Raw genomic sequence first — 13,068 nt, 5'->3', positions numbered from 1 at the left:
CCTGACATGCAACGAAGGAGTATCGCCATGCCCGCCACCGGCCCCGACTTCATCTCGCTCCAGGTGCGTGACCTCGACGTTTCGCAGGCGTTCTACGAGCGCTACCTCGGCCTCGTGCGCTCGCCGGCCGGCCCCCCGCACGCCGTCGTCTTCGAGACGAAGCCGATCGCGTTCGCGCTGCGCGACATCGTTCCCGGCACCGATCTCGCGTCCGCCGCCCGGCCCGGCATCGGTGCCGCGATCTGGCTCCACGCCACCGACGTCCAGGCCATCCACGACGCCCTCGTCGCCGACGGTCACACCGTTGTCGCCGCGCCGATCGACGGCCCCTTCGGCCGGACCTTCACCTTCGCCGACCCCGACGGCTACCACGTCACCCTCCACGACCGCACCTGACAAGCGGCCGCCGCCCCGACCCGACGGCGGGCAGCCGGCGAGTCGGGGCGGCGGAGTGTGCGGCGGGCGTGGCCGCCCCCGCGTATGCGGCCGGTCAGAGCTGTGCGCAGAGGCGGTCGATTTCGGCGATCTCCGGCTCGGTGAGGTCGGGTTGGCCGACCGCGGACAGGTTTTGCTCCAACTGCCGCACGCTGCTCGCCCCGACGATGACCGACACCACCCTCGGGTCGCGCAGGATCCAGGTGAGGGCGAGTTGGGCCAGGGTCTGGCCGCGGTCGCCGGCGAGCTTGTTCAGCGCGCGCAGCAGGGTCAGGCGCTCCTCGGTGAGGGCGTCCTCGGTGAGGAAGTGGCCCACCGCCATGCGCGAGTCGGCCGGCACGCCGTTCAGGTAGCGGTCCGTCAACAGGCCCTGGGCCAACGGGGAATACGCGATCAACGCGGTTCCGGTCTCGCCGACCGCGTCCAGGACACCGCGCTCCGGCTCGCGGTTCAGGATCGAGTACGCCGACTGGTTGAGCAGTACCGGAGTGCCGAGGTCGCGCAGAATCCGCACGGCCCGGCGGTGCTCGTCCGGACCGTAGTTGGAAATGCCGGCGTACAGCGCGCGCCCGGACCGAACCGCCGTGTCCAGCGCGCCCATCGTCTCTTCCAACGGGGTGTCCGGGTCGTAGCGGTGCGAGTAGAAGACGTCGACGTAGTCCAGCCCCATCCGACCCAGCGACTGGTCCAGGCTGGCCAGCAGGTATTTGCGCGAACCGCCGTTGCCGTACGGCCCCGGCCACATGTCCCAGCCGGCCTTGGAGGCGATGAACAGCTCGTCGCGGTAGGGCCGGAAATCGGCCCGGAAGTGCACCCCGAAATTGGCCTCGGCCGACCCGTACGGCGGCCCGTAGTTGTTCGCCAGGTCGAAGTGCGTCACCCCGAGGTCGAAGGCGCGGCGCAACACCGCCCGCTGGACCTCCATGGGCTGGGTGTCCCCGAAGTTGTGCCACAACCCGAGCGAGACCGCGGGCAACTCGACCCCGCTGCGTCCGGCACGGCGATAGCGCATGGATTGGTAACGGTTCTCGGCGGCAGAGTGGATCATTCCCCCATCTTCGCCCTCGACCGCCACCCTTGACACCCCCGGATGTCCCTCCTAGGGTCCAGAGCATTCTTTGGCAGGAACAGACGAAGACCACCTGTCGGTGGCTTCGCTGTGCCCTCCTACGCGTTAGCGCTCGCGTGTCACCGACCGGTCCTTTTTTCCGAGGACGGGAACATGGCACAGCAGCCGAGCGTCAGAGGCGTCAAGGACGTCGTCGCGCTCATCGACCGGCAGGGGACGATCTCCGGCCGGTCCGGGGTCATCTGGTTCCTCGTGTTCGGGGGACTCTTCCTCGACGCGTACTCCAACGCCGCACTGGGCGCCGGGCTCGCCCCGATGACCAAGCAGATGGACCTGAGCAGCACCCAGGTCTCCATCCTCACCGCCACCGCACCCGCGCTGGCCATCCTGTTCAACCCGATCGGCGGCTGGCTGGCCACCCGGATCGGCCGGGTGCCCCCACTGCTCCTGGCCAAGCTGTTCGCGCTGGCCGGCGCGGTGATCGCGGCCACCGCCGACGACTTCCTCGTGGTGTGGATCGGCCGGGTCCTGGTCGGCGTGGCCTACGGCGTCGACTTCGCGGTGGCGATGGCGCTGCTCGCCGAGTACACGCCCAAGTCGCTGCGCGGCCGGCTCAACCTGTGGCAGGGCATCTGGTACATCGCCACCACCGGCAATCTGCTGCTCACCCTGATCTGCTTCAAGTTCGACGTGGGCGCCGACATCTGGCGCTGGTCGGTCGGCTCGGCCGGGGTGATCGCGCTGGCCCTGTTCCTGCTCCAGTGGGCGTTTTTGGTGGAGAGCCCCACCTGGCTGGCCACGAAGGGCCGACTGGAGGACGCGGTCCGCAACCTGCGCCGCATCTACGGCATCGAGGCGGTCGCCGCCGCCCCGACCGTCGCCGGCGCCGTGCCCGACAAGGCGGACGCGGAGGAGGCGCCGCCGAACGTGGGGATGAAGCAGGCCGGGATCCTGTTCCGCGGCTCGTACCTGCCGCGCACCCTGCTGTCCTCGGCGATCTCGCTCGGCCAGTCCATGCAGTACTTCGCGGTCGGCTGGTATCTGCCGGTGATCAGCCTGGCCATCTTCGGCAACAGCTTCGAGAAGGCCACCATCGGCTCGATGGTGTTCAACGCCTTCGGCATCGTCGGCGGCCTGCTCTCCGCGTACTTCGCCCGCCGGCTCGGCCTGCGGATCAGTTCGGCGATCGGCTTCGGCGGCGTGTTCGTGATGCTGCTCGGCATGGGGCTGACCTTCGACCGGGTGCCCACCTGGATCGCCTTCATCCTCCCGGCGCTGTTCATCTTCTGTCACTCCGCCGGCCCCGGCGCCAACGGCAAGTCGATCGCCGCGCTGTCCTACCGCAGCGAGGTGCGCACCCTGGGCACCGGCGTGACCGGGATGATCGGCAGTTTCGGCAGCGTGGCCGGGCTGTACCTGTTCCCGCAGATCAAGGACGGCATCGGGCTGGACAAGACCTTCATGGTCCTGGCCGTCGTCCCGCTGCTGGGCCTGCTCACGTGCCTGGCGATCCGCTGGGACCCGACCCGGGCCGTCTCGCCCGACGAGGACCCGAACGTGCCGACCATCGCCGCGCCGTCGGCCGGGCCCGCGAACCCCGCGTTGGTCACCCGCTGAGGCGGGTCCGTCACGCGAGACTCGCACTCGGATCAAGCGGATCAAGCGGATCAAGCGGAGATATCGCACCGAAAGGGCTGTGATGACGAAGACGTTGCACCACCCCGGCCGGCGCCTGGGCATCCTGTCCGTGGACGAGGGCACCACCGGGACCCGCGCCGGAGTCGTGCAGGACTCCGGGGCGGTCACCCACCTGGCGTATCGCACGATCGCCGTGGACCACCCCGACGAGGACTCGGTCGAGCAGGACCCGATGGAGATCTGGTCGGCCACCCTCGACGTGTGCCGCGAGGCCCTGGCCGGGGCCCGCGCCGACGGCGTGGAGATCGTCGCGCTCGCGCTGTCCACCCAGCGGGCCACCGCGATGTTGTGGGACCGGCGCACCGGCCTGCCGCTGGTGCCGGCGTGCGTGTGGCAGGACCGCCGCTACGCCCGGGACCTGCTCGGCTACGAGGCCGAGTGGGACGAGCGGCTGCTCGCCCGGCTGGGCCGCCCGGTGGGCAGCAGGGCGCCGTTCCACTGGGCCGCGCGGCAGATCGCCGAGCGGCCCGAGGTGGCCGAGGCGTACAAGGCGGGCACGCTCGTGTTCGGCACCGTGGACACCTGGCTGGCCTGGCGCTTCACCGGCGGTGCCGCGCACGCGGTCTCGGCGAGCAACGCCGGCTCGATCGGCGCCTACCTGCTGCGCGAACACGCGTGGGACCGCGAGTGGATCGAGCACTTGGGCTACCCGCTCGAACTGCTCCCGGACCTGTTCGCCGACGACGACCTCGGTTACGGCCGCACCGACCCCGAACTGCTCGGCGTGGAGCTGCCGTTGGCGGCGGTGATGGGCGACCAGCACGCGGCGCTGCTCGCGCTGGGCGGACTGGCCGCCGGCCAGGGGATGTGCATGTACGGCACCGGCACCTTCGTGGACGCGGCCACCGGCCGCACCCCGGCGATGCCGGTGCCGGGCATCGCCGGCGTGCTCGCCCAGCCCGGGTGGCGCCAGGGCGACACCACACACTTCAGCCTGGAGGCGTACTGCTCGACCACCGGCTCCGCGCTGCGCTGGCTGTGCGACGACCTGGGCCTGTTCGCCTCGCCGGCCGAGATCGGCGAACTCGCCGCGAGCGTCACCGGCGCGGGTCCGCGCGAGTGGTTCGTGCCCGCGCTCGCCGGGATCCGCACCCCCGAGTGGCGGCCCGAGGCGCGGGCCGCGCTCGGCGGGCTGACCCTGGCCACCACCCGGGCCGATGTGGCCCGGGCCGTGCTGGACGGGATCGCGCACTCCGTGTGCGACCTGATCGACGGCGTCGCCGCCACCATGCAGGCCCCGTTCGCCCGCCTTCGGGTGGGCGGCGGGGTGGCCGGCAGCGACACCCTCATGCAGATCCAGGCCGACCTGGTCGGCCTGCCGATCGAGCGCGCCGCCGACTCGGCCACCGCCAGCCTGCGCGGCACCGCCTACCTGGCGGGCGTACGCGAGGGCCTGTGGTCCTCGCTCGACGAGGTGGTCGAGGCGCAACCGCGAGGCCGGATCTTCGAACCGACCACCACCCCCGACCGGCGCGCCGCACAGCGCGCCGCCTGGCGAAGCGTGCTCGCCGGCTACCCCGCCTGAGCCGAACCGCCCGTACGACCCGGCGGCGCGAACCGTGAACCGCCGGACAGACCCCAGGAGTTGATTGTGATTTCGATGCCCGCCCGCAAGCCACGACGGGCGTCGGCTGCGGCCACGAGAGGCACCCCGCTGCTTCTCGACCGCGGCCGGGCCAAGCACCGACTCGCGGACCACCGCTTCGACGTGCTCGTCGTCGGCGGCGGCGTCACCGGCGCCTACGCCGCGCTCGACGCGGCCTCGCGCGGCCTGGACGTGGCCCTGGTGGAGAAGGACGACTTCGCCTCCGGGACCTCCTCCAAGTCGTCGAAGATGGTGCACGGCGGCCTGCGCTACATCGAGCAGGGCAACGTCAACCTGGTCCGCCACTCGCTCCTGGAAAGACACCGCTTCCGCAAGAACGCGCCGCACCTGGTGCACCGGCTGCCGTTCCTGTTCCCGATCCTGGAGAAGGAGGGCGTCTTCGACGCCCGGCTCGCCAAGGGCTTCGAGGGCCTGCTGTGGACCTACGACCTGGTCGGCGGCTGGCGGATCGGCAAGCTGCACCAGCGGCTGACCGTCGACGAGGTGCTGGCCCACGCGCCGACGCTGCGCGCGGACCACCTGCGGGGCGGGCTGATGTACTTCGACGGCCGCGCCGACGACGCCCGCCTGGTGCTGACCATCGTGCGCACCGCGGCCGCGCTGGGCGCCACCGTGCTCAACGGCGCCGCGGTGGACCGGATCCTGACCGAGCGCGGCCGCGCCGCCGGGGCCCGGATCGAGGTCGACGGCGAGCGCTTCGACGTGCGCGCCTCCGCCGTGGTCAACGCCACCGGCGTGTGGAGCGACACCGTCGACGGGCTGGCCGACGACGACCACCGACGGCAGGTACGACCCGCCAAGGGCGTGCACATCGTGGTGCCGTGGCACAAGGTCCGGATCGACTGCACGGTCACCGTGCCCATCCCGGGTCGGGCCCGCCGCGCCACCTGCACCCGCTGGGGCGACGCGGTCGTGCTCGGTACCACGGACGAGGACTACCGCGGCTCGATCGACGACGTGCACTGCACCCGCCCGGAGATGGAGTTCCTGCTCGAAGGCGCCAACACCGCGTTCGAGGGCCGGCTCACCCCGGACGACGTGATCGGCAGCATCGGCGGCCTGCGTCCGCTGGTCGGCGGCAAGGAGGGCGCCACCCTCGACATGAGCCGCGACCACCACATCTCGGTCGGCCGCGGCGGCATGGTCACCGTCACCGGCGGCAAGCTCACCACCAGCCGGCACATGGGCGAACTGGTGATCGACAAGGTGATGCAGGTCCTGGGCCGCAAGGGCCGCAGCCGCACCACCAACCTGCCGCTGATCGGCGGCGCCGGCTACGACGCCGAAGCGGTCGCCGCGTCCGGCGGCCTGGCCGCACACCTGGGCGAGCGCTACGGCACCGAGGCCCGCTTCGTCTCCGACCTGCTCGCCGAGGACCCCGCGCTCGCCGAGCCGGTGGTCGCGGGCATGCCGTACATCAGGGCCGAGGTCGTCTACGCGGCCCGGTCCGAGATGGCCCGCTCGGTGGACGACGTGCTCTCCCGACGCACCCGCTCGCGCCTGTTCGCCCGCGACGCCTCGGCCGCCGCGGCCCCCGAGGTCGGCCGCCTCCTCGGCGCCGAACTGGGCCTGACCGCCGCGCAGATCGACCGCCAGGTCGCCGACTACCTCGCCGCCGTGCGGCACGAGAAGGCGGTCCTGCTCGGCGAGCCCGAAGAACCCACATCCGCAGTGATCGCACCCCAAGGAGCCGCGCAGTGATCAGCAGGCAGACCATCACCAACCCGTTCAACCGCGGCGACTACATCGTGGGCGCGCCCACCCCGGCCAAGTGGGCCAAGAACACCCCGATCGGCACCGGCGACGCCTCGCTCCAGGGCCGCGTGGTCGAGGTGCCCGCACAGGTGATCGAGGACCTGCGCGGCGTGGCCGAGGCCGTGTACACCGACCGCGACGACGTGGTCGCCCGTACCCGCGACTGGTGGGCCGGCACCATGATCGGTGAGACCGACGGCCGCCCCGCCACCCCCGACGCGGTGATCGTCGAGGTCGTCGACGCCGACCAGGTGGCCGCCGTACTGCGGATCTGCCACGCCGCCGGCATCCCGGTCACCGCCTCCGCCGGCCGCAGCAACGTCACCGGCGCGGCGCTGCCCGTGCACGGCGGCGTTGTGCTCGACCTGTGCGGCCTGAACCGCATCGTCTCCTTCGACGCCGAATCGCTCGTCGTCGACGTCGAGGCCGGCATGTTCGGCGACCTGTTCGAAAAGGAACTGCAGGAAACCCACGGCGTGACCACCGGCCACTGGCCGTCCGCCTTCGCCGTCTCCACCGTCGGCGGCTGGATCGCCTGCCGCGGCGCGGGCCAACTCTCCACGCGCTACGGCAAGATCGAGGACATGGTCGTCGGCATCGACGTGGTGCACGCCGACGGCACCCGCGCCACCTACGGCGACTACCCGCGCGCGGCCACCGGCCCCGACCTGCGGCAGATCTTCATCGGTTCGGAGGGCACGCTCGGCGTGATCGTCTCCGCGCGCATCCGGGTGCACCCGCTGCCCACCTACGCCAAGGCGCTCGCGTTCGGCTTCGACACCTTCGCCGAGGGCCTGGACGCGTGCCGCAAGATCATGCAGCGCGGCGCCACCCCTGCGGTGTTGCGCCTGTACGACAAGCTGGAGAGCGGGGTGCACTTCGACCACCCCGAGACCAACCTCCTGCTGATCGCCGACGAGGGCGACCCGATCCTGGTCGACGCGATGCTGAAGGTCAGCGAGGAGGTCTGCCTGAGCTACGGTCCCGAACTGGACAGCGACGCGGTGTTCGAACGCTGGCTGAGGGACCGCATGCTGGTCGGCAAGTCCTCCGACGGCTTCACCCCGGGGCCCGGCTTCGTCGCCGACACGCTGGAGATGGCCGGATCGTGGACCGCGCTCGGCGAGGTGTACGACGAGGTGGTGGCGGCGATCCAGGCGGTGCCCGGCACACTCGCGGCCTCCGCCCACCAGTCGCACGCGTACACCGACGGCGCGTGCGTCTACTTCTCGCTGCGCGGCGACGTGGACCGGCCCCGGCGCCGCGACTGGTACCGCGCGGTGTGGGACGCGGCCAACGAGGTGCTGATCCGGCACGGCGCCGCGCTCAGCCACCACCACGGCTGCGGACTGCTGCGCGGCCCGTACCTGCCCGCCGCGCTCGGTGCCGGGTTCGACACGTTCGCCAAGGTCAAGGCGACCCTCGACCCGGCCGGAATACTCAATCCTGGCAAACTGGGCCTGCCCAACCGCTTCGACGCGTGAGGCGGCCGAGACCCAGTCCAGGTAGGTCATGAACGCCAGTCGACGCCCCGCGAGCGCGCCCCGGATGTCCTCCGTGCTCTCGTCCGCCTTCGCCGAGGTACCCGTGATCGCGTCGATCATCGGACCCCAGCGCCTGCAGAACTTCCTCGGCGCGTCCGCACAGGTGTGCATCCTCGCGTCCATCCCGGTCGGGCAGCTGCCGAACATCGTGCAGCTGCTCGGCCGGGCGAACAAGACGGTGTTCGTCAACGTGGACAGCTGCCCCGGTCTGGCCCAGGACAAGGGCGCGCTGGAATTCCTCAGGGCGATGGGCGCGCACGGCATGGTCAGCACCCGACTCTCGCTGATGGAGAAGGGCCGCCCGCTGGGGCTGCTGACCATGCAGAAGGTGTTCGTCACCGACCGCTCCAACATGCGCCGCAGCACCGACGCGATCGCGCGCGGCGGCCCCGACCTGGTCGAGATCATGCCGTCGCCGATCGTGGCCCGGATGACCCCCGAGGCCAAACGCGCGATGTCGCCGTTCGTCGCGGCCGGCTTCGTGGAGACCGCCGAGGACGCGGCCGCGGCACTCGCGCTCGGCGCGGTCGCCGTGGCCACGTCCGACCCCCGGTTGTGGGACCTGCGGCGCGACCGGCTCGGCGCGACCGCGCCGCCCCCGCCCCCTGCTTCTTCCGCTCCGTAGTACGTAGGAGAACTCCCCTTGAGTTACGTAGTCGTCGCCCGCTATCTCACCCACCCCGACGCGCAGAACGAGGTATTGACCCTGCTCGACGAGATGACCCGTCACTCGCTGGCCGAGCCCGGCTGCCGGAGCTACCGGGTGCACCAGGGCACCGAGGAGGCTCGGACGATCGTGCTCGTCGAGGAGTACGACGCCGAAGCCGACTTCACCGCGCACTGCGCCTCCGCGCACTTCCGGGAGATCGTGCTCGGCAAGGTGGTGCCGCTGCTGGTGAGCCGGGACGTGGTGCGGCTGACCCCGCGCGAGGTGGCGCCGTGAGGATGCGGGCCGCCGTGCTGCGCGGGACCTCGCAGGCCCGGCCGTACGGGACGAGCCGGCCGGTCGCGATCGAGGACGTCGAACTGGGCGACCCGCGGGCGGGTGAGGTGCTGGTCCGGATCGCCGCCGCGAGCCTGTGCCACTCCGACCTGTCCGTGGTCAACGGCGACCGGGTCCGGCCGCTGCCGATGGCGCTCGGACACGAGGCCGTCGGCGTGGTCGAGGCGGTCGGACCCGGGGTGGACCGGGTCGCGCCGGGGGAGCACGTCGCGCTCGTGTTCGTGCCCAGCTGCGGCCACTGCGTGCGGTGCGACGAGGGCCGGCCGGCGCTGTGCTCGGCCGCCGCCGCGGCCAACGGCTCGGGCGGGCTGCTGCACGGGCCGTCGCTGCTCCGAGACGGGGGCGGCGCGGTGGTGCACCACCAGCTCGGGGTGTCCGCGTTCGCCGAATTCGCCGTGGTGGCACAGGAGTCGGTGGTGCCGATCCCGCGCGACGTGCCGTTCGAGGTGGCGTCGATGTTCGGCTGCGCGGTGCTGACCGGGGCGGGTGCGGTGATCAACACGGCGGCGGTACGTCCGGGCCAGTCGGTCGCGGTGTTCGGCCTGGGCGGGGTCGGCCTGTCCGCCGTGCTCGGCGCGCGGGCGGCCGGGGCGTACCCGATCGTCGCGGTCGACCCGGTCCCGGCGAAGCGCGACCTGGCGCTGCGGCTCGGCGCGTCGCACGCGTACCACCCGGACCGGGCCCTCGACGCGATCCGTGACCTGGTCGGCGACGGCTTGGACGTGGTGGTCGAGGCGGTCGGCAGCGCGGCCGTGATCGCGGACTGCCTGGCCGCGGTGGGCCGAGGCGGGCGGGTGGTCTCGGTCGGCCTGCCCGCGCCGGGACGGCGGCTGGACGCGGTGCCGGCCCTGGCCTTCGCCGGGGAGGGCAAGTCCCTGATCGGCTCGTACATGGGCGACGCGGTCCCCCGCCGCGACATCCCCCGCTACCTGGCCCTGTGGCGGGCCGGGCAGATGCCGGTCGAACTGCTGCACACCGGCACGGTGGAACTGGACGACCTGAACGAGGCGATGGAGGCGCTGGCAAACGGCGAGGCGATCCGCCAGGTGATCCGCACGGGGGCCGGGGTCGCGGCCGGGCGGTAGACCCCGGGGATGCGCGCCCCGGTCAGTAGGCCAGTGCGCTCATGTGGTCGGGGTGGTCGGCGGCGACGTCGTGGGCGGCTCGGACGAACGCGGCGACGGCCGGTGATCGTGAGGTCTCCGGCCAGGCGACCACGACCGCGCTGGGGCTGAGGCCGGTGACCGGCCGATATGCGATGTCCGGGCGCTGGTACCGCTTGGTGGTGGACAGCGCCAGGAACGCCACCGCCTGGCCCAGCGCGACCACCTCCAAGAGTTGCTCGACGCTCGCCACGAGCGGCCCCTCGGGAGGGTCGGCCGGCGCCGAGCCCGGGTGGCCGTCGCCTGCCTCCGCTCCGTCGCAGCCCGTGTAGTAGGCGAGGGTGGCGGGGGCGGCCCCTTTCCAGCGTGGGATCGGCTCGCCCTCGAGGTCGGCCGGCCGCAGTCGCCGGCGTCCGGCCAGGCGGTGCGCGGCGGGGAGGACGGCCAGTCGCGGCTCGACCACGAGCGTCTGGGAATCCAGCCCTCGACCGTCGAACGGGCTGCGCAGCAGCGCCACGTCGGCGCGGCCGTCCCGCAACATGGCGATCGGCTCTCCGCTGCCGGCGACGACGACTTCGGGCGGTGGCAGCTGCGCGCCCGCCCCCCGGTAGGCGGCGAGGATCTCCCGCAGCAGTCCCGCATCGCCTCCCGGCTTGACCGCCACGACGAGCCGGGGTGTCGGCTGACCGGCGCGGCGTGCCCGCCGGGCCGCCGCGTGCACCGCGTCGACCGCGATCCGGGCCTGGTCGAGCAGCACCCGACCGGCGGAGGTCAACCTCACCTGCCGGGTGGTGCGCTCCAGCAGGCGCACCCCGAGCCGGGACTCCATCAGGGCGATCGCCTTCGACAGCGGGGGCTGCGCCATACCCAGGCGTTCCGCGGCCCGGCTGAAGTTCAGCTCCTCGGCGACCGCGATGAAGTACCTCAGCTCCCGCACCTCCAGCTCACTCATATCCGTGGACTATAGATCCAGAGCCTTCCGGTCTTTCCCCGCCGCCCGTGGTCGAGGGGAGGCTGTGAGCCATGACGACTTCGCGGAAGACCGCCCTGATCACCGGCGCGAACAAGGGCATCGGCAAGGAAACGGCGCGCAGGCTCGCGGCCCTCGGCATCACCGTGCTGATCGGCGCGCGCGACGCCGAGCGCGGCGAGGCGGCGGCCGAGGAGCTTCGTGCCGACGGCGCCGACGTACGGTTCGTACCACTGGACGTCACCGACGAGACCTCGGTCCGGGCCGCCGCCGAGCACATCGACGCCACGTTCGGCCGCCTCGACATCCTCGTCAACAACGCCGCGATCGCCACCGGACCGCTGAAGCCGAGTGAAACCCCCGCCGCCACCGTCCGGCAGGTCTACGAGACCAACGTGTTCGGCGTCATCGCGGTGACCCACGCCATGCTCCCGCTACTCCGCCGCTCGGCCGCGGCACGCATCGTCAACATGTCCAGCGAACTCGGCTCCCTCACCCACCTCGCCGACCCGGGCAGCCCGTGGTCCGCCTACTCGTCGATCCTTCTCCCCTACTGCACCTCGAAAAGCGCGCTGAACGCAATCACCGTGCTCTACGCCAACGAACTGCGCGCCGAAGGGATCCTCGTCAACGCCGTGAGTCCCGGCTACTGCGCAACCGACCTCAACCGCCACACCGGAACACGCACGGCACAAGACGGCGCAGCCGTCGCGGTCGACATGGCAACCGTGGGCGAGGACGGCCCAACGGTCGCCTTCCTGACCGAGGACGGCCCGATCCCCTGGTGAACCCACACCGCCCCGGCACACCCGCCCCGCCGCCGAGACCACCCACCGGTCCGGCCTGCACTCGAAGCCACATCAGCCCGGCCGGCTTTCGAGGCCACCTCGGCCGGAGGACTCCGGCAGGCGGCCACGAATCCGCGGCTCGGCGTGGACGTCATGTACGCCCTGATGGACCGGATGGGTGGACCTCCCGATCGGGCCGGCGAGGTTTGATCCTTCGGGCGCGGGTGGGTCAGGCGGGGACGATCTGCAGTTGGATCTGGGTTTCCGTGCCGGTGAAGCCCAGGCGGCGGTAGATGTCGATGGCCACATAGTCGGGGTCGGCGACGATGACCAAGGTGGTCGCGGACCAGTTCGTCGCGGCGTGGACGGCGGCGGCGTGGACCAGGCCGGAGGCCAGGCCGCGGTTGCGGTGGTCCGGGTGGGTGCCGACGGTCTGGTAGCGGGCCAGGCCCCGACCGTCGGTGAACAGGCCCAGGCCGGCGCGGAGTCGGCCGTCCTCGAAGGCGCCGAACCAGGCGCCGTGGCCGCGTTCCTGCAGGGCGCGGAAGCCGGCCAACCGGCGGGCGGCGAACTCGCGGTAGGCGGTGGGCTCGAAGTCGGTGTTGCCGGCCTCGTTGAGCGCGAGCGCCTGGGCCCAGTCGTCGTCGGTGTCGGCGACGCGGTAGGTCGCGGTCGTGTTGGGGCGTGCCGGCGGGCGCAGGGACGCGGCGGTCAGGACCGTGCCGCGCTCGACGTGCAGATCGGCGGCGGCGAGGTCGGCCGGGTCGCCGGTGGCGCCGTCCGTGCCGTCGACGCCGAGGGCCACGTGGTCCGCGTCGGGGAATTCGCGGCGGAAGGTGTCCACCCAGCGGGCCGCGGTGCCGGGGGCCGGGGCAGCGGGCAGAAGGAGGAAGTTGCCCCAGTGGAAAGTGGGGTTGGCGGGCGTACGGACGACCCGGTAGCCGTCCCGCTCCTCGACCCGGCTGCCCTGGAGGGTGAGCAGCATCAGGTCGGTGCGGAAGCCGAGGGAGATCACGGGCGAGGTCGCGTCGGTCATGGGGACACCCCATCACATCGGCACGTCCACCCTTCCGGTGAGCGGAAGGAATCGGCTCGGG

12 protein-coding genes are annotated in these 13,068 nt (G+C 72.2%); 9 read left to right on the top strand and 3 right to left on the bottom strand.

Annotated features, from left to right (window positions below; genetic code table 11):
- Window positions 1–27: 27 nt before the first annotated feature.
- Complete coding sequence (locus B4N89_RS02860) at window positions 28–396, top strand: VOC family protein (RefSeq protein WP_078974293.1); 369 nt, start codon at window positions 28–30, stop codon at window positions 394–396.
- Window positions 397–490: 94 nt separating this feature from the next.
- Here the strand turns inward: B4N89_RS02860 and B4N89_RS02855 are convergent, their stop codons facing one another.
- A complete protein-coding gene (locus tag B4N89_RS02855) occupies window positions 491–1,483 on the bottom strand; it encodes an aldo/keto reductase (RefSeq protein ID WP_078974292.1) in 993 nt (330 codons plus the stop codon).
- A gap of 174 nt (window positions 1,484–1,657) precedes the next feature.
- On the opposite strand from B4N89_RS02855, the gene B4N89_RS02850 reads away from it, so the two are divergent.
- From B4N89_RS02850 to B4N89_RS02820, 7 genes are all read left to right on the top strand, one after another.
- The gene (locus tag B4N89_RS02850) at window positions 1,658–3,121 is read left to right on the top strand and encodes an MFS transporter (RefSeq protein ID WP_078974291.1); all 1,464 of its coding nucleotides are present in this window, start codon (window positions 1,658–1,660) and stop codon (window positions 3,119–3,121) included.
- An 82-nt stretch (window positions 3,122–3,203) separates the two neighbouring features.
- Complete coding sequence (locus tag B4N89_RS02845) at window positions 3,204–4,727, top strand: FGGY family carbohydrate kinase (protein WP_078974290.1); 1,524 nt, start codon at window positions 3,204–3,206, stop codon at window positions 4,725–4,727.
- A 66-nt stretch (window positions 4,728–4,793) separates the two neighbouring features.
- Window positions 4,794–6,509 carry a glycerol-3-phosphate dehydrogenase/oxidase gene (locus B4N89_RS02840; RefSeq protein WP_078974289.1) on the top strand — a complete coding sequence of 572 codons (1,716 nt, stop codon included), beginning with the start codon at window positions 4,794–4,796 and terminating at the stop codon, window positions 6,507–6,509.
- Complete coding sequence (locus B4N89_RS02835; RefSeq protein ID WP_078974288.1) at window positions 6,506–8,047, top strand: FAD-binding oxidoreductase; 1,542 nt, start codon at window positions 6,506–6,508, stop codon at window positions 8,045–8,047. The genes B4N89_RS02840 and B4N89_RS02835 overlap by 4 nt, the downstream gene beginning before the upstream one ends.
- A gap of 28 nt (window positions 8,048–8,075) precedes the next feature.
- Window positions 8,076–8,732 carry a glycerol-3-phosphate responsive antiterminator gene (locus B4N89_RS02830; RefSeq protein ID WP_078974287.1) on the top strand — a complete coding sequence of 219 codons (657 nt, stop codon included), beginning with the start codon at window positions 8,076–8,078 and terminating at the stop codon, window positions 8,730–8,732.
- Between the two features lie 18 nt (window positions 8,733–8,750).
- Window positions 8,751–9,050, top strand: coding sequence for an antibiotic biosynthesis monooxygenase family protein (locus tag B4N89_RS02825; RefSeq protein ID WP_078974286.1), 300 nt, complete (start codon window positions 8,751–8,753; stop codon window positions 9,048–9,050).
- Window positions 9,047–10,195, top strand: a complete 1,149-nt coding sequence (locus tag B4N89_RS02820; protein WP_078974285.1) for a zinc-binding dehydrogenase — start codon at window positions 9,047–9,049, stop codon at window positions 10,193–10,195. Before B4N89_RS02825 ends, B4N89_RS02820 begins: the two co-directional genes overlap by 4 nt.
- 22 nt (window positions 10,196–10,217) lie before the next feature.
- Here B4N89_RS02820 and B4N89_RS02815 read toward each other — a convergent pair whose 3' ends face one another.
- A complete protein-coding gene (locus tag B4N89_RS02815; RefSeq protein ID WP_078974284.1) occupies window positions 10,218–11,165 on the bottom strand; it encodes a LysR family transcriptional regulator in 948 nt (315 codons plus the stop codon).
- Window positions 11,166–11,236: 71 nt separating this feature from the next.
- Between B4N89_RS02815 and B4N89_RS02810 the strand changes: the two genes are divergently transcribed.
- Window positions 11,237–11,971, top strand: coding sequence for an SDR family oxidoreductase (locus B4N89_RS02810; protein WP_078974283.1), 735 nt, complete (start codon window positions 11,237–11,239; stop codon window positions 11,969–11,971).
- Window positions 11,972–12,200: 229 nt separating this feature from the next.
- Here the strand turns inward: B4N89_RS02810 and B4N89_RS02805 are convergent, their stop codons facing one another.
- Window positions 12,201–13,007, bottom strand: coding sequence for a GNAT family N-acetyltransferase (locus B4N89_RS02805; RefSeq protein WP_078974282.1), 807 nt, complete (start codon window positions 13,005–13,007; stop codon window positions 12,201–12,203).
- Between the last annotated feature and the right edge of the window lie 61 nt (window positions 13,008–13,068).

It is taken from the genome of Embleya scabrispora (genome assembly GCF_002024165.1).
GTDB classification, from domain to species: domain Bacteria; phylum Actinomycetota; class Actinomycetes; order Streptomycetales; family Streptomycetaceae; genus Embleya; species Embleya scabrispora_A.
The sequence above is the reverse complement of the archived record's forward strand: the minus strand, read 5'-3'. Positions and strand labels throughout refer to the sequence as shown.

Coding starts and splice junctions, on each gene's coding strand:
- B4N89_RS02855 (WP_078974292.1), bottom strand. CDS start 1,483: ATGATCCACTCTGCCGCCGAGAACCGTTACCAATCCATGCGCTATCGC.
- B4N89_RS02810 (WP_078974283.1), top strand. CDS start 11,237: ATGACGACTTCGCGGAAGACCGCCCTGATCACCGGCGCGAACAAGGGC.
- B4N89_RS02830 (WP_078974287.1), top strand. CDS start 8,076: ATGAACGCCAGTCGACGCCCCGCGAGCGCGCCCCGGATGTCCTCCGTG.
- B4N89_RS02805 (WP_078974282.1), bottom strand. CDS start 13,007: ATGACCGACGCGACCTCGCCCGTGATCTCCCTCGGCTTCCGCACCGAC.
- B4N89_RS02815 (WP_078974284.1), bottom strand. CDS start 11,165: ATGAGTGAGCTGGAGGTGCGGGAGCTGAGGTACTTCATCGCGGTCGCC.
- B4N89_RS02860 (WP_078974293.1), top strand. CDS start 28: ATGCCCGCCACCGGCCCCGACTTCATCTCGCTCCAGGTGCGTGACCTC.
- B4N89_RS02850 (WP_078974291.1), top strand. CDS start 1,658: ATGGCACAGCAGCCGAGCGTCAGAGGCGTCAAGGACGTCGTCGCGCTC.
- B4N89_RS02845 (WP_078974290.1), top strand. CDS start 3,204: ATGACGAAGACGTTGCACCACCCCGGCCGGCGCCTGGGCATCCTGTCC.